Annotated in this window: 15 protein-coding genes; 3 read left to right on the top strand and 12 right to left on the bottom strand. The window is 67.1% G+C overall.

Annotated elements, in window-relative coordinates; genetic code table 11:
• Positions 1-35 precede the first annotated feature (35 nt).
• Entirely contained in the window at positions 36-1,994 is a 1,959-nt protein-coding gene (locus tag KB879_RS02255) for a tetratricopeptide repeat protein (protein ID WP_013955466.1), read from the bottom strand.
• Between the two features lie 153 nt (positions 1,995-2,147).
• Between KB879_RS02255 and mutM the strand changes: the two genes are divergently transcribed.
• The 3 genes from mutM (at position 2,148) to mutY (ending at position 6,539) form a co-directional block, all read left to right on the top strand.
• The gene (gene mutM / locus KB879_RS02260; protein WP_013955467.1) at positions 2,148-3,026 is read left to right on the top strand and encodes a bifunctional DNA-formamidopyrimidine glycosylase/DNA-(apurinic or apyrimidinic site) lyase; all 879 of its coding nucleotides are present in this window, start codon (positions 2,148-2,150) and stop codon (positions 3,024-3,026) included.
• Between the two features lie 282 nt (positions 3,027-3,308).
• Positions 3,309-5,261, top strand: a complete 1,953-nt coding sequence (locus tag KB879_RS02265) for a dynamin family protein (protein ID WP_211980673.1) — start codon at positions 3,309-3,311, stop codon at positions 5,259-5,261.
• Positions 5,262-5,360: 99 nt separating this feature from the next.
• Positions 5,361-6,539 carry an A/G-specific adenine glycosylase gene (gene mutY / locus KB879_RS02270; RefSeq protein WP_211980674.1) on the top strand — a complete coding sequence of 393 codons (1,179 nt, stop codon included), beginning with the start codon at positions 5,361-5,363 and terminating at the stop codon, positions 6,537-6,539.
• A gap of 23 nt (positions 6,540-6,562) precedes the next feature.
• Here the strand turns inward: mutY and KB879_RS02275 are convergent, their stop codons facing one another.
• The 11 genes from KB879_RS02275 to KB879_RS02325 all read right to left on the bottom strand — a co-directional run bounded on the left by KB879_RS02275 (position 6,563) and on the right by KB879_RS02325 (position 16,083).
• Entirely contained in the window at positions 6,563-7,222 is a 660-nt protein-coding gene (locus tag KB879_RS02275) for an LON peptidase substrate-binding domain-containing protein (RefSeq protein WP_013955470.1), read from the bottom strand.
• A gap of 91 nt (positions 7,223-7,313) precedes the next feature.
• Positions 7,314-8,198: an RNase adapter RapZ gene (rapZ, locus tag KB879_RS02280; RefSeq protein WP_013955471.1), complete on the bottom strand. Its 885-nt coding sequence runs from the start codon at positions 8,196-8,198 to the stop codon at positions 7,314-7,316.
• 117 nt (positions 8,199-8,315) lie between these two features.
• Entirely contained in the window at positions 8,316-8,708 is a 393-nt protein-coding gene (locus KB879_RS02285) for a PsiF family protein (RefSeq protein WP_010814383.1), read from the bottom strand.
• 162 nt (positions 8,709-8,870) lie between these two features.
• Positions 8,871-9,842, bottom strand: a complete 972-nt coding sequence (gene hprK / locus KB879_RS02290; protein WP_010814384.1) for an HPr(Ser) kinase/phosphatase — start codon at positions 9,840-9,842, stop codon at positions 8,871-8,873.
• Positions 9,843-9,922: 80 nt separating this feature from the next.
• Complete coding sequence (gene ptsN, locus KB879_RS02295) at positions 9,923-10,378, bottom strand: PTS IIA-like nitrogen regulatory protein PtsN (protein ID WP_010814385.1); 456 nt, start codon at positions 10,376-10,378, stop codon at positions 9,923-9,925.
• 455 nt (positions 10,379-10,833) lie between these two features.
• Positions 10,834-11,184, bottom strand: a complete 351-nt coding sequence (gene hpf / locus KB879_RS02300; RefSeq protein ID WP_010814386.1) for a ribosome hibernation-promoting factor, HPF/YfiA family — start codon at positions 11,182-11,184, stop codon at positions 10,834-10,836.
• A 48-nt stretch (positions 11,185-11,232) separates the two neighbouring features.
• Entirely contained in the window at positions 11,233-12,714 is a 1,482-nt protein-coding gene (locus tag KB879_RS02305) for an RNA polymerase factor sigma-54 (RefSeq protein ID WP_153953205.1), read from the bottom strand.
• A gap of 135 nt (positions 12,715-12,849) precedes the next feature.
• The gene (lptB, locus tag KB879_RS02310; protein WP_013955473.1) at positions 12,850-13,650 is read right to left on the bottom strand and encodes an LPS export ABC transporter ATP-binding protein; all 801 of its coding nucleotides are present in this window, start codon (positions 13,648-13,650) and stop codon (positions 12,850-12,852) included.
• 57 nt (positions 13,651-13,707) lie between these two features.
• Positions 13,708-14,358, bottom strand: a complete 651-nt coding sequence (gene lptA, locus KB879_RS02315) for a lipopolysaccharide transport periplasmic protein LptA (RefSeq protein WP_013955474.1) — start codon at positions 14,356-14,358, stop codon at positions 13,708-13,710.
• 68 nt (positions 14,359-14,426) lie between these two features.
• On the bottom strand, positions 14,427-15,056 hold the full coding sequence (gene lptC, locus KB879_RS02320; protein ID WP_013955475.1) for an LPS export ABC transporter periplasmic protein LptC: 630 nt from the start codon (positions 15,054-15,056) through the stop codon (positions 14,427-14,429).
• 43 nt (positions 15,057-15,099) lie between these two features.
• Positions 15,100-16,083 (bottom strand): SIS domain-containing protein, encoded by a 984-nt coding sequence (locus KB879_RS02325; protein ID WP_035822810.1) that lies wholly within the window; start codon positions 16,081-16,083, stop codon positions 15,100-15,102.
• Between the last annotated feature and the right edge of the window lie 98 nt (positions 16,084-16,181).

A 16,181-nucleotide genomic window follows, 5' to 3' on the forward strand; every position in this document is an offset into this window, starting at 1 on the left:
GCCGCGGACCCGGGCTGCGGGCCGCGGCGGCGGGGTTACTTGGACAGTTGCATGTTGACCTTGTAGCGGCGCAGCGTGTCGACCAGGGTCTCGTTCTCGGGATCGGTCCGGACGGCCTCGGTCCAGGTCTTGCGCGCTTCGTCGTGCTCGCCGAGCTGCCACAGCACCTCGCCCAGGTGCGCGCCGATCTCGGCCTCGGGCGCCTTGGAATAGGCGTTGCGCAGCAGGTCGGCCGCCGGGCGCAGGTCGCCCATGCGGAATTTGACCCAGGCCAGGCTGTCCATGATGTACGGATCATCCGGCCCCAGCTCGGAGGCGCGCTCCAGCAGCTTGAGCGCCTCGGGCAGGCGCTCGTTGCGGTCGGCCAGCGAGTAGCCCAGGGCGTTGTAGCCCTGCTTCTGCTGCGGCTGCAGCGCGATCACCTTGCGCAGGCCCTTTTCCATGCTGTCGTAGCGCTTCTGGCGCTCGTCGAGCATGGCCAGCTCGTAGATCCAGTCGGCGTTGTCGGGCTCGGCCGTGACGCGGTCGTTGAGCAGCTTGCGGGCGCGGTCATAGGCCTTGCTTTCCATCAGCGTGGCCACCTCGGCCTGGCGGATGGCGGTCACGCGCTGCGTGCGCTGGCCGGGATCGGGGATGTCCTCGGCGTCGGTGAGCATCTCGCCGAAGAGCGCCTGGGCGTCGTCGAGCTTGCCCATGCGCGCCAGCAACTGTGCGCGCTTGGCGGTGGCCGCGGGCGCCAGCCGGATGTCCTCGATGCGGTCCAGCCACTGGATGGCACCGGCGTAGTCCTTGCGCTCCTCGGCGATCTGCGCCAAGTACTGGTAGGCAATGTCGGGGTTGGCGGTGGGCTGCTTCTCGACCAGCTGCAAGTATTCCTTCAGGTACTGCTCGGCCTCGCCGTAGTTCTTGGCCTGCAGGCTGGTCAGGCCCAATGCCAGCGGCACGCGCGGGTCGCCCGGGGCTACCTTGCGCAGCGTCTCGAACTCCTGCCGGGCCGACTGCATGTCATTGCGCAGCAGGTACAGCCGCGCCAGCGTGATATGGCCGTTGACCGAATCGGGCGACTTGTCCAGGAAGCGCTTCAGGATCGCGACGGCTTCGTCGGGCTGTTTCTCGGCGCGCAGCTCGGCCGCCATCAGCGCGGCCGCTTCATAGTCCGGGCGCAGCCGCAGCGCCTGGTCGAGCGCGGCGAGCGCGCCCGGCTCGTCGCCGGCGACTTCCCTGGCGCGCGCCAGGGCCAGCTGCGTTTCAGGCAGCTTGGTGTCATTCTTGGTCAGGTCCTGCAGCAGTGTGGCCGCGCCGGCCGGATCGCTGGTGCGCGACAGCTGCTGCTGCAGCTGCAGGATGGCCTCGCCGCGATGGGTGGCCGGCACCGCCGCCAGCTGTTGCTGCAGCAGGGGCCGGGCATCGTCCCAGCGGCCGTTGAGCACCAGCAGCGTCGACAGCACCTGATTTGCGGCGGGTGAAGTCGGCGAAATCTCCTTCCACAGGCGCGCCGAGTCCAGCGCCTGCTGCGGGATGCGCGCATTGAAGGCGATCTCGGTGGCGCGCTGCGCGAAGCGCGGGTCGCGGGTCTGCCGGGCCAGTTCCATGTAGGTCCGGTAGGCCGGGCCGACCAGGCCCCGCTGCATGGAAATCTCTGCGGCCAGCACCATATAGACGATGTCGTCGGTCAGCTCCAGCGACGGCAGCGCGCTGCGTGCCGGCTTGCTGGCGGCGGCGGGGCGCTCGCTTTCGGCCGCGGCCAACTGCAGTGCCGATGGCAATGGCATGGCGCCCGCGGGCGGCGCGGCATGGCTGGCGCCGGCGGCCAGGGCCAGCAATGCCGAGGCGGCCAGCGCGCGCGCATGGCGGCGCGGCGCCTGGAAAAACCGGGCCAGGGCGCCAGCCGTGCGCGCTGTGCGGGGAACGGCGCCTGGAAAAGCGATCGGGAGGCCGCCCGCGGTGGCTTGCAACGTGGAGTCCGGCATCAGGTCCGGCATGAGGTCCGACATGTAGTGATTGCTCCGGCGCGCGCTGGCGAAGGATGGGAGAAAACGCATTGATGAGGCCATTGTAGCCTGCCGCTACAATGCGCTGCTTGGCGCCGCGGGCCGGTGCCCACAGGCGCCGCAGGAGTTTTGAGCGGTAACCAACGGAGAGGTTCGATGCCAGAATTGCCCGAGGTCGAAGTGACCCGGCGCGGCTTACTGCCGCATGTGGTGGGGCGGCGCATCGCCGCGGTCACGGTGCGCCACCGCGGCCTGCGCTGGCCGGTCGATCCGGAACTGGAAATGCGGCTGGCCCAGCGCGTGGTGCGCCGGATCGAGCGCCGCGGCAAATACCTGCTGCTGGAATGCGTGAGCGAGGCGGCGGGCGAGTCGGCCGGCTGGCTGCTGGTCCACCTGGGCATGACCGGCACGCTGCGGGTGCTGCCCGATGCGCCGCCGCCTGGCGCGCACGACCACCTGGACCTGTTGCTGGCCCCCGCGCCCGGCGCCGCGCTGGGCACCCAACCGGGCACCATCGTGCTGCGCTTTCGCGATCCGCGCCGCTTCGGCGCCATCCTGTGGAGCACGCTGCCCGAGGCCGAACTGCCGTCGCATCCGCTGCTGCGCACGCTCGGCATCGAGCCCTTCGATCCTGCCTTCGACGGCGCCTGGCTGCACCGCCACACGCGCGGGCGCAGCGCCGCCATTAAGACCGTGCTGCTGGCCGGTGGCATCGTGGTGGGCGTCGGTAATATCTATGCGTCCGAGAGTCTGTTCCGCGCCGGCATCCGCCCGACCACCCCGGCCGGGCGCCTGAGCCGCGCGCGCTGCGACCGCCTGGCGCAGGCGGTGCGCGAGACCCTGGCGCAGGCGATCGAGCGCGGGGGCAGCACGCTGCGCGACTTTGTCGGCAGCGACGGCGCCAGCGGCTATTTCCAGCTTGATTGCCTGGTCTACGACCGCGCGGGCCAGCCGTGCCGCGTCTGCGCCACGCCGGTGCGCCAGATCGTGCAGGGCCAGCGTTCCACCTTCTACTGCCCGAACTGCCAGCACTGAGCCCTGGCGGCAGCCGCCCGGGCAGGCGCCGTGTGGCGCACAATGCGCGCCGCCGGCGATTGTCGATGGGTCGGCGCAACACTCCTTGTGCAAGCCATGACCGAGGGACGTGAATTCCACAAAACCGCTGTGGAAACCTGTATCGTGTGTGCAGTCATAAAAAGTTACAAAATGGCCCGACCGCTTGCAGGGTAGACAGTGGTCGGGCCGGCATTGCGCGAACACGGGCGCAGCGCGAAAGCGGCGTGCCCCGAGGTAAAACCAAGTCAGCCGAACAGCTCCATGACAACGCTCGCCCATCAATTCGAACAATACGGCGCCTGGAGAACCGGGGTCCTCCAGTCACTGGCCGAATTCCAGTCCTGGCTGCAGCAGCACGACCTGTACGACGCCCAGGCCGATGACCGCGTGCAGCGCATCCAGAGCGTGCTGCGCAGCGACCGCCTCAAGGTCGCCTTTATTGCCGAGTTCTCGCGCGGCAAGAGCGAGCTGATCAACGCCATCTTCTTTGCCGACTACGGGCGCCGCATCCTGCCGTCGTCGGCGGGGCGCACCACGATGTGCCCGACCGAGCTGCGCTATGACGAGGCCGAGCCGCCGTGCATCCGGCTGCTGCCGATCGAGACACGCCTGCAGGAGGCCTCTACCGCTGACTTCCTGGAGGCCGGCACCTCGGCTTCGCACTGGCATTCGGTGCCGCTGGACCCGTCTTCGCCCGAGGGCATGCTGGCTGCGTTCCAGCACGTGGTGCAGACCGTGCGCGTGCCGCCCGCGCAGGCCGAGGCGCTGGGCCTGTACCACGAGAACGATCCCGATGCCGCCTACGCGGTCGATGCCGAGGGCATGGTCGAGATCTCGCGCTGGCGCCACGCCGTCATCAATTTCCCGCATCCGCTGCTGCGCCAGGGCCTGGTGATCCTGGACACGCCGGGCCTGAATGCGATCGGCACCGAGCCCGAGCTGACGCTGCGGCTGATCCCCGACGCCCATGTGGTGGTGTTCGTGCTGGCCGCCGATGCGGGTGTCACCAAGAGCGACCTGGAGCTGTGGCGCAGCCATGTCGGCGCCGGCCACCGGCGCGGCTGCCTGGCGGTGCTCAACAAGATCGACGGGCTGTGGGATCCGCTGCGCGAGCCGGGCGAGATCGCGCAGGAGATTGCGCGGCAGGTGTCCACCACCGGGCAGGTGCTGGGTATCGAGCAGTCGCGCGTCTATCCGGTATCGGCGCAGAAAGGCCTGGTGGCCAAGGTCACACACGACGACGAGCTGCTGGCGCGCAGCGGCCTGCCCGAGTTCGAGCACGTGCTGTCCGACCAGCTGATCCCGCGCCGGCGCGAGATCGTTTCAGACCAGGCGCACCGCCTGGTGCAGGACATGGCGCGCGCCGCGCAGCAGCTGCTGCAGACCCGCCGCCGCGATATCGTCGAGCAGCTGTTCGAGCTGCGCGGCCTGCGCGGCAAGAACCACGCGATGGTCAAGCACATGCTGATGCGCGTGCAGGGCGAGAAGGAAGAGTTCGAGCAGAGCATCAGCAAGTTCCAGGCGCTGCGCCTGGTTTTCGGCCGCCACAGTGCCGACATCATCAAGAGCCTGCAGCTGCGCGACGTGCGCCTCACCATGCGCAGCGCGCGCGAGCAGATGAAAGAGCGCTTCTTCTCGCGCGGCCTGCGCGAAGACATGGACGCGCTGTTCGCGCAGCTGACCAGGCTGGTGACCGATGCCGACAACAAGATCGGCCAGCTGCACCAGCTGATCGAAAGCATGTACCGGCGCTTCAACGCCGAGCACGGCTTCACGCTGCCCGCGCCGATGCAGTTCACTGCCGAGCGCTACGTGGCCGAGCTTGAGGAAACGCTGCGCCTGGTGCATGCGCACTTCGGCACGGTCAGCATGCTGACGCGCTCGCGCCCGCAGCTGGTGCAGAGCGCCTTCAGCACCATGGCCAGCCGCGTGCTGGAGAACTTCCGCGACCTGAACCGCGATATCGAGGTCTGGCTCAAGTCGGTGATGACGCCGCTGGAGGCGCAGGTGCGCGAGCACCAGAAGCAGCTGCGCCGGCGCGTCGATTCGATCGAGCGCATCCACGAGGCCACCGACACGCTGGAAAGCCGCATTGCCGAGCTCGAGGAAGTGCTCAACGGCCTGGACGAGCGCAGCGGCCGTATCGAGGGCTACGCGCAGCGGCTGCTGCGGCCGACGGCCGCCGCCGACAGCGCGAGCCTTGCGGTGGCGTAGCCAGATCCTGAAGCCGGTATATCATGTGGCGCCGCACTGAGCGGCGCCATTTACTTTGGTGCGCCGCCGTGCCCCCGCGCTTCAGAACGTTTCACCCAGATGCCCCGCAAACCAGCCCCCCGTGCCGTTCCCGCCATCCCCGACGATATCCGCGTGCCGCCCGACTTCGGCGCCCGCGTGGTCGACTGGCAGCGCCAGCATGGCCGGCACGACCTGCCGTGGCAGAACACGCGCGACCCGTACCGCATCTGGCTGTCGGAGATCATGCTGCAGCAGACCCAGGTGAGCGCGGTGATCGACTACTTCCAGCGCTTTGTCTCGCAGCTGCCCACGGTGCAGGCACTGGCGGCGGCGCCTGCCGACCAGGTCATGGCGCTATGGGCGGGGCTGGGCTACTACTCGCGCGCGCGCAACCTGCACCGCTGCGCCATGCAGGTGGTGAGCGAGCACGGTGGCCGTTTCCCGACCGATCCCGCGCTGCTGGCCACGTTGCCCGGCATCGGCCGCTCCACCGCCGCGGCGATCGCCGCGTTCAGCGCCGGCGTGCGCTCGCCGATCCTGGACGGCAACGTCAAGCGCGTGTTCGCGCGCTGCTTCGGCATCCACGGCCATCCGGGCGAGCGCGTGGTGGAAACGCGCATGTGGCAGCTGGCCGAGCTGGCCTTGCCAGCGGCAGGCCCGCGCCAGGCCGAGGACATGATCGCCTATACGCAAGGGCTGATGGACCTGGGCGCCACGGTATGCTCGCGCGGCAAGCCGGCCTGCCTGGCCGATGCCGGCGCGTGCCCGCTGTCGGCCGACTGCGTGGCGCGCCGCGACGGTCTCACCGGCGTGCTGCCCACGCCCAAGCCGCGCGCGGCCATCCCCGAGCGCAGCACGGTGATGCTGCTGGTCCGGCGCCAGCGCGAAGTGCTGCTGCGCCTGCGCCCCGGCAGCGGCATCTGGGGCGGGCTGTGGAGCCTGCCTGAGATGCCGGTCGACAGCGTGCCCTTCGACGCGGAAGCCGCCGAGGCGGCGGCGCTCGACTATGCCAGCGCCTTCGGCAAGCCCGCGCGCGCCGCGCTGACCGGCGAGCTGACCCATGTGTTCACGCACTTCCGCCTGCTGATCCGTGCCATCCGGGTCGATGTGAGTGCGGACGGCGCAAGCCTGATGGCGCAGGACAGCGCCGCGGAAGCCGCGCAGCGCTGGATCTCGCTTGACGATCTCGATGCGGTGGGGATGCCCGCGCCGGTGCGCAGGCTGCTGGAGGACCAGGCGCGCGGCGGGCTGTTCTGAAGTCTGGGGTTGGGGATCCGCGCCTAGAGCATGTGGTTCTGGCGCATGTAGCGGTGCACGATCTCGATGCGCATGCCGGCATCGGGCAGCGCCATCAGCATCTGCTTGGCCTTGAGCGGCACCGGCAGCAACTCACACAGCCGGTTGGCGACCCAGCTCGGGTCGTCCCACAGGTAGGGCTCGTCGAACGGCAGCCGGTCAGGGTGCTCGGCGTGCAGCCGCGTGACAATGCGCCGCAGCGCATCCAGGCATTCGCCCAGCAGCTCCAGCTTGCAGTCGATGATGTCGGGGGGCAGCACCTCGGCGCGGGCGACCAGCAGGCCGTCGTCGCGGGTGTCATGGCTGACGATATGGAAGCGCTCGCGGCCGCGCGCGCGGATCAGCAGCACGCCCAGCTGCTCCATGTTGCAGTCGACGATTTCCGCCAGGCAGCCGACCAGCTCGGGCACGGTAGGCTGGTCCGGCCGGGCCACTTCCTCGCCGCTTTCGATCAGGCAAACGCCAAAGGGTGTGTTGTCGCGCAAGCAGTTGCGCACCATGTCGACATAGCGCGCCTCGAACACGCGCAATGGCAGCCGTCCACCGGGAAACAGCACGGTGTGCAACGGGAACAGCGGCAGGTTGTCGAGCGTCCGTGGCGGAACTTCTGATCCCGTGGGACGGTAGAGGTCGGTCGAGGACATGCAGTGCCAGCTTGGGTATCGCGCAGCAATGGGCCAGCCGGCCAACGCGGTGCGCAGATGCCAGTGATCCCAGTGGGCAGTCCCGCCTGCGTCAGCCCGCCGGTGCGAGCTCTCGGTGTCTCACCAGCACATTACCATGCGCCCGGAAGTAGTTGGCAAGCCTTTCCGTAATATAGACCGAGCGATGCTGCCCGCCGGTGCAGCCGATCGCCACGGTCAGGTAGCTGCGGTTGTCGGCAATGAAGCTTGGCAGCCACTTTTCCACATAGGCGCGGATATCCTCGGCCATTGCCAGCACCATTGGCTGGGCCTGCAGGAAGTCGATCACCGGCGTGTCACGCCCCGTCAGCGGGCGCAAGGCCAGGTCGTAATAGGGGTTGGGCAGCGAGCGCACGTCGAACACCATGTCCGCATCGCTGGGCACGCCATGCTTGAAGCCGAACGACTCGAACAGCAGCGTCAGCCGCTGGCTGTCGTCGCGGATCAGCTCCTTGATCCAGCTGCGCAGCGTATTGGTGCGCACATTGCTGGTGTCGATGCGGTGCGCGGCCTCGGCCAGCGGGCTCAGCAGCGCGCGCTCCATCTCGATCGCTTCCATCAGCGCGGTGTCGTTGAAGGCCGGTTCAACGCCAGGGCCCGGCATGCCGTCGGTACGCACCGACAGCGGGTGGCGGCGGCGCGTCTCGGAATAGCGCTGCACCAGTGCGTCGGTGCTGGCGGTCAGGAACACCACCTCGACCTGGTGCTCCGCGGCCAGCGCGCGCACGGTGTCGGGCAGCTGGTCGAGCGACTCGCGGCTGCGGATGTCAGTGGCGACGCCCAGGTGCGTATAGCCCTGGCTGTCGAGGTAGCGGGTCAGTTCCGGGATGAACTGAGCCGGCAGGTTGTCCACGCAGTAGTAGCCTGCGTCTTCGAGCACGTTCAGTGCGACGGACTTGCCGGAACCGGATATGCCGGTGATGAGGATGATGCGCATAGCAACTGAAGCATAGCATCACGTGATGAAGGCGTCATGACACCACGCACAAAGCAAGCATGGCGAACCTCGCGGTTCGCCATGCTTTTGCCGTCAGTTTGCAGCGCTGGCTGCGGCTCAGGCTGCCTTGGACAGGCATTCCTTCATGTAGGCCTTGTATTCGTCGCCCTTCTTGCCCTTGCCCGACTTGCTGCAGGAAGCCATTTTCTCCTGCTGGGTCTTGGACGCGCCCTTGGACAGGCATTCCTTCATGAACGCCTTGCGTTCGTCGCCCTTCTTGCCGGCGGCTTGCGTATTGCAGGCCTTCATCTTGTCCTGCTGGGCGTTGGCTGCGGGCTTGTCCGGGGTAGCCGGGGTGGCGGGCGTGGCAGGCATGGCCGGCGTTGCCGGTGCGGTGGCCGCTGGCTTGGCTGGCGTGGCGGGGGTTGCCGGCGTGGCCGTGGTCTGTGCAAAAGCGCTGGCGGCGATCATCGGGGTGACCAGCGCGCACATCGCGATCAGTTTCTTCATGCTTGCTCTCCTGGGTGTGGAAAACTTCATGGCCGCGCGCCATTGCCGGCGTTGCAGCTTCCGTAACGGGCGCGATGCCCATTACAGCACAAAACGGAGCATGCCTGAAGAACGTTGACGTTCTGCGTCAACGCCGTTGTAAGCAAATGAAAACGCTGGGGCTCAGAGCAGGCGGCCCTGGCCGCGCGAAACCGCATCGGCCTGCATCGCGGCGCGCTGCCGGTCCATGAAGTCGCGCAGCGTATCGATGCCGCGCAGGCGCAGGATGGTGTTGCGCACCGCGGCCTCGACCAGCACGGCCAGGTTGCGCCCGGCCGCCACCTGGATCTTGACCATGTGGATCGGCAGGCCCAGCACGTCCAGGTATTGCGAATCGAGCGGCAGCCGCTCGAACTCGCCGTCGTTGCGGCGCACCAACTGCACCACCAGTTTGATCTTCATCTTCCGCCGCACCGCGGTCTCACCGAAGATGGTCTTGATGTCGAGCAGGCCCAGGCCGCGCACTTCAAGCAGGTTCTGCAGCAGCGGCGGGCAGCGGCCTTCGATAAAATCCGGCCCCAGGCGCACGAAGTCCACGGCATCGTCGGCCACCAGCCCGTGGCCGCGCGAGATCAGTTCCAGGCCCAGTTCGCTCTTGCCCAGGCCCGATTCGCCCATGATCAGCACGCCCATGCCCAGGATGTCGAGGAAGACCCCGTGCATGGTCACGCGCGGCGCGGAGATGCGCGACAGGTACAGGCGCAAGTGGTCGATCACCGCGGCCGACGACACCGGCGTGGTGAACAGCGGCGTGGACGAGCGCGTGCAGCGCAGTTCCAGGTCGGGCGGCGGCTCCATGCCGTCGGCGATCACCAGGAAGGGCGGCTCCAACAGGATCAGCTCGCCCATTTGGCGCTTGCGGGTCTCATCGTCCAGCCGCTGGTAATAAGTGATTTCGGGCTTGCCGAGCACCTGGATGCGGTTGGGGTGGATCAGGTTCAGGTGGCCCACCAGGTCGGCGGCGGAGGTGGCTTCGCGGGCGAACTCCACGTCGAAGGCGCGGTCCGCGCCTTCCAGGCCGGCCACCCACGAGAGTTTGATGTCGGCTGCGTTGTCGTCGAAGATGGACTGGGAGGTGACGCCGGTGAGTTCCATGCGGTATGACTGGTGGGGCGGTTTGCGAAGCGCCTGGCGCCTGCCCGGTCTGGTGCCGGCCCGCCTGGGGGATCAGGGGATCAGGGATGCCATGCGATCAGCAACTGATGGACGGCATCGGGCGTCGGCAGCGTGGCCAGTCCTTCGCGCATGTCGCGGTCGGAAAGCAGTTGCGCGATTTCTGACAGGATTTCCAGGTGCTGCTGCGTAGCCTGTTCGGGCACCAGCAGGAAGATCAGCAGCGATACCGGCTTGCCATCCGGCGATTCGAACGGAATCGGCTCGGCCAGGCGCATGAAGGCGGCCAGCGGCTGCTTCAGGCCCTTGATGCGGCCGTGCGGGATCGCCACGCCGGCGCCCAGGCCGGTGGATCCCAGCGACTCGCGCGCGAACAGGTTGTCCGTCACGATGGCGCGCGCCACACCATGGTTGTTCTCGAAGAGGAGCCCGGCCTGCTCGAACACACGCTTCTTGCTGGTGACGCTGACGTCCAGGGTGATGTTGCCGGGTGGCAGCAATTTGGCCAAACGATTCATGGGCGATGCGCAGGATTTCAGTTAGCGGGCAGATCGTTCCGCGGGGCAGTGGGCTGGCTCCGGGCTGCCGTTGGCCTGGCCGGAGGCGTCCGGCCCATTATAGAGCAGCGACTACCCCCGTATTGTGCAGCGCAGCGGGGCAAGCCGGTGCAGAACGATACATGGTGATGCAATCGTGCCTCCGGGCCGGGAGCCGGCGCACCGATGCGGGGCGCGGCCAGGATTCCCTCTCTTTGTATGGCGCAGCATACACCTTGGCGCTGCGCTTGCGAACACTCTTGCCCATTCGGGTGAAAAGCGTTGGCTCCGGCGCCACAGCCGGGCCGCACCGCCAGTGCGGGCGCGGCATGCCGGCGGCAACCCGGAACGCAAGGGCGCAAAAAAGCCGCGCTTCGTGGCGCGGCTTGCCTGTTCAATCCTGATTCAGCAGCCCGCTGCGGGGCTGCCGGGCACGGTCATTGCTGCATTTGCGCTGCGGCCATCTGGTACTTGACCGCTTCGCGGTCGTGGCCTTGCACGCGATCCTTGTAGCGGATCACCTGACGGTCCAGCTTGTCGACGAGTGCGTCGATCGCTGCATATAGGTCTTCGTGATGCGCCTCGACAAAGATGTCCTTGCCCTTGAGATGTAGATTAATTTCCGCGTACTGACGCCGGTCCTTTTCCTTGTGGTTGTCGACAGAGAGCAGCACGCTAACGCCAATGACCTGATCGAAATGCCTGACGATTCGCTCCAGCTTCGTTTCCACGTACTCACGCAGAGGGGGCGTGATGTCCAGGTGGTGTCCACTGATCTTGAAGTTCATAGCGCTTCTCCTTCTGAAAGAGCCTCACCAGGCAGGCGGTGGGCTCGGCTACAAAGACTTGCGGAGATTGACTGCGGGGATCTTCAGGGCTTCGCGATACTTGGCAACAGTGCGGCGCGCAACAACAAAGCCTTGCTCACCCAGCAGTTCGGCAATGCGACTGTCGGAAAGGGGATTCCTCGGGTCTTCGGCTCCTATCAGTTGCTTGATCAAGGCGCGGATGGCCGTTGATGAAGCCGCGCCACCGGTTTCGGTGGACACGTGGCTGCCGAAGAAGTACTTCAGTTCGAAAGTACCCATCGGCGTTGCCATGAATTTATTGGTCGTCACCCGGGAGATGGTTGACTCGTGTAAACCCAGTGTATCGGCAATCTCCCGCAAAACCAAGGGGCGCATGGCGATTTCGCCGTGACTGAAAAAGTTCTTTTGACGCTCGACAATGGCCTGCGAGACACGCAGGATTGTGTCGAACCTTTGCTGGATGTTCTTGATCAGCCAGCGCGCCTCTTGCAGCTTTTGCTGCAGTCCGGCCGTGCCGGACTCACCCTTCGCGCCACGCAGGATTTGGGCATACATATCGTTGATGCGCAGCCTCGGCATCACATCCGGATTGAGCTGCGCGATCCAGCCGCCGCCACCCTTGCGCACGAACACGTCCGGCACCACAAAGTCCGCTTCCGGGCGGCTGTACGCATGGCCGGGGTAGGGCGCCAGCGAGCGGATCAGTTCGTGTGCGGACTTCAGTGCCACTTCATCTACCTGCAGCGCCTTCTTCAGCCGCGTGTAGTCGCGTACTGCGAGCAACTCCAGGTGATTGCTAACGATGTTCAGCGCCAGTTCGCGTTGCGGGTGCGTCAGGCGTCGCAACTGCAGGGCCAGGCACTCGGCGGCGTTGCGCGCACCCACGCCGGGCGGGTCGAAACTCTGCAGCAGCGTGAGGATGGCGTGGACTTCGTCGATCTCGAACTCGAGTTCTTCCGGCAACTCCGTGCAGATCTCCTCAAGCGATGCGCTCAGGTAGCCATCGTCGTCGAGCGATTCGATCAGGAAGATGGCCAGGCCTTTGTCGCGCGCCGAGATCTTCAGCGGCGTGAGCTGCTCCATCAGGTACTCGCGCAGCGTGGGCTCGGCCTCGCGCAGCTGCATCGGCGTTTTTTCATCCTCGTCGCCCTGGGGGCGGCGGGCAAAGTCGTCCAGGCTCCAGTCGCCGCTGCCGTAGTCGTCGCCGTTGCCGCTGTCGCCATAGCTGTCGTCGTCACCCGCGCCGTCGGCGCGAGCCTCGCCATTGCCCTGGGGCTCAGCCGGGGCGGGCGCCGGTGCGCTCTGCAGGTTGACCGAGCCGTCGGCCGCCACGCGCAGCGGGCTTTCGATCCAGTCGTTCTCGCGCTCGAGCAGCGGGTTTTCCGTCAGCGCCTGTTCGACCTCTTGCTGCAGTTCCAGCGTGGAGAGCTGCAGCAGCCGGATCGACTGCTGCAGTTGCGGGGTCAGGGCCAGATGCTGGGAAAGACGGAGCTGTAGCGACGGTTTCATGCGAGCTATTCTATGCGCATCTTTCCGTTGTTGGAACGGAAATTGCTATCGCTTATGCGGTCCGATCGCCGCTGGCTGTGGGAGGGCCCACGCGCGCCCGCGAAGAGGCCTGCCGCTCGCGGGCAGGCCGTTAAGTCACATGCGGAAGTTCTCGCCCAGGTAGACGCGCCGCACTGCGTCATTGGCGATGATTTCCTCGGGCTGGCCCGCGGCCAGCACCGTGCCTTCGCTGATGATGTAGGCGTGGTCGCAGATGCCGAGCGTCTCGCGCACGTTGTGGTCGGTGATCAGCACGCCGATATTGCGTGCCTTGAGGAAACTGACGATGCGTTGGATCTCGCCCACGGCGATCGGGTCCACGCCGGCGAAGGGTTCGTCCAGCAGGATGAAGCGCGGCGACGACGCCAGCGCGCGCGCGATTTCGACACGGCGGCGCTCGCCGCCCGATAGCGACAGCGCCGGGTTGTTGCGCAGGTGCGCGATCTGCAGGTCGTCGAGCAGCGAATCCAGGCGGCGCTCGATCTCGGTCTTGGGCAGCGGCTTGCCGTTGCTCACCTGAAGCTCCAGCACCGCGCGGATGTTCTCTTCGACGTTGAGCTTGCGGAACACCGAGGCTTCCTGCGGCAGGTACGACAGCCCCATGCGCGCGCGCTCGTGGATCGGCAGGCCGCTGATGTGGTCGCCGTCGAGCACGATATCGCCTTCGTCCAGCGCCACCAGGCCCACGATCATGTAGAACGAGGTGGTCTTGCCCGCGCCGTTAGGCCCGAGCAGGCCGACCACCTCGCCGCTCTTCACGTCGAGCGAGACGTCCTTGACCACCGTGCGCGAGCCATAGCGCTTCTTCAGGTGGCGCACGACCAGCGTGCTGCCGCCGGGAAGGACGGTGGAGGCTTCGACGGAAGGCTTGTCGGCGATGGTTGCGGTATCGGTCATTGGCACGGTCTGGCGTTCAGGCGTTTCTGGCGCGGGCAGGCAAGCCGGCGCCAGGCGTCAGGGTTTGTTGGCAGGCGCGGGCGCCGTCTTCAGGTCCAGCGGCGAGCCGCCATTGCCCGTGGCGCCGGCCTTCTGGTCCTGGCGCGGCGACAACACCGCGCGCACGCGACCGGACGGATTGGCGGCCGCGGCGTCGCCACTGCCGCCGCCGGCGGCCGTGTAGAACTCCTTGCGGCTGTCATAGGTCAGCACCGCGCCGCGGATCTCATCGACCTGCTTGGCGCCCTGCAGGCGCGCCATGCGGGCATTGCCGATCAGCTTGGAGTACTCCTGCTTGCCGTCGTACTCGATGCGGTCGCCCCAGCCGTCGATGTATTCGTCGACGCCTTCGCGCTTCTGGCGGATGTAGGCCTGCTTGCCCGGCTTGGCGGTGGCTACCGCGAACTGGTAGCCCTCGGGGTCGGTGCGCAGTTCGGCGGCGTCGGACTTCAGGATCATGGTGCCCTTGGTTAGCACCACGTTGCCGGTCAGCGTATAGATCTGCTTGACGTCGTCGTAGCTGGCGTTGTCCGCCTCCAGCACCATCGGCTTGTCGCGGTCCGCTCGCTCGGCCAGGGCGGGCTGGGCCAGCAGGCCGAAGGCCATGGCCAGGGCGAGCAGAGCCGGGGCGGTGCGTCGACGGGACGATGTCGTCAGGGAAGCAGTCATGTTGGCAGGGGTTGCTTGAGGGCGTCTGGGTATGTTGGTGCGGGTTGGTGCGGCCCCCGGGCCGGGGCTCAGGACCCCGGCGCGCGGCCTGGGGACGGCCCGGTGATGATGGTGCCGCGTACATTGCCGAGCAATTGTACTTCGCGCGTGACGTTGTTGAAGATCAGGCCGTTGGCGGTCATCACCGACGGGCCGCGCGTCAGCTTGACTGGCTTGTCGGTCTTGACGATGTCGTCATTGATCAGCAGCTGGAAATAACTGGATGCGGCGGTCAGCTGCGGGTCCTTGGACACGTCCACGCCCTGCTGGCGCATGACGAAGCCGTTGCCGTACAGGTCGATCACCGAGCCCTCGGCGTTCATGCGGCCCATATCGGCGCGGGCGGTGACCGGCGGGCGGTCCGGCTCGTACGCGCGCATGGCGGGCCGGGTCACTTCGTAGGTCTGGTCGTCCTCGAAATGGACCATGCGCTCGCCGGTGAAGCGGATCTTGGTGCTGCCGTCCGGCGCCAGCTCGGTGGCCGAGAAGCGGTCCATGAAGTAATCAGGCTCATGCTTCTTGGTGCTTTGCGCGGCCAGGTCTTCCTTGGGGGAGTTGATCTGGACCAGCCAGAACGTGCTGCCCGCCACGAAGGCCATCAGCAGCAGCGGCAGCAGCCGCATGACGATGCCGCTGAGGGAGGCGAGGAGTGCCTGCATGGTGTCCTTGGCGTTGTGCCGGTTGTGCCGGGCCCGCGCCCGCTCAGATGACCTTGGCGCGGGTCAGGTCGTGGATATGCAGCGCGCCGGTCAGGCGGCCGTCGTCGTCCACCACCAGCAGCTGGTTGATGCGGTTGGCTTCCATCACCTGCACCGCCTCGACGGCGAGCTGGTTCTCGTTGACCACGTGCGGGTTGCGGTGCATGACCTCGCCGATGGGCACGGTCTTCCAGTCGCGCGGGGTTTCCAGCAGGCGGCGCAGGTCGCCGTCGGTGAAGACGCCGATGGCGTGTCCGTCCGGATCCACCACGGCGGTCATGGCCATGCCCTTGCGGGTGATTTCCATCAGCGCCTGGGCCAGCGGCGTGTTCTCACGCACCTCGGGCACGGCGTTGCCGGTGCGCATCACGTCGCGCACATGGGTCAGAAGCTTGCGCCCGAGCGCGCCGCCGGGGTGCGAGCGGGCGAAGTCTTCCTCGCCAAAGCCGCGCGCGTCCAGCACCGCCACTGCCAGTGCATCGCCGAGCGCCAGCGCCGCGGTGGTGCTGGCCGTCGGCGCCAGGTTCAGCGGGCAGGCTTCTTTCTCGACCGCCGCGTCCAGGTGGACGTCGGCCAGCTTGGCCAGGTTGGAGTCGGGGTTGCCGGTGACCGAGATCAGCCGCGCGCCGATGCGCTTGACGATCGGGATGATCGACAGCAGCTCGCCGGTCTCGCCAGAATTGGAGAAGGCGATCAGCACGTCGTCGCGCGTGACCATGCCCAGGTCGCCGTGGCTGGCTTCGGCCGGGTGCACAAAGAACGCCGGCGTGCCGGTAGAGGCCAGCGTGGCCGCGACCTTGCGTCCGATATGGCCGGACTTGCCAATGCCCGAGACGACCACGCGCCCGGTGCATTGCAGGATCAGCAGCACGGCACGGGCAAAGTCGCCGTTCAGGCGTCCGGAAAGTGCGGAAACCGCATCGGCTTCGGTCTGGAGAGTGTCGCGGGCGAGTCTGAGTGCTCGATCCGCATCGAAATTGGCTATCATGGCGACGAAGTATACCAACGAATGCGATGGCGCCTGGCCCGACCCATGGCGCACGTCGTGCTTGCCGTGCTCGCCGTATTTTGCCGGCAGGGTGCCCG

Origin of the sequence: Cupriavidus sp. KK10, assembly GCF_018223725.1 — a bacterium.
GTDB lineage: Bacteria > Pseudomonadota > Gammaproteobacteria > Burkholderiales > Burkholderiaceae > Cupriavidus > Cupriavidus necator.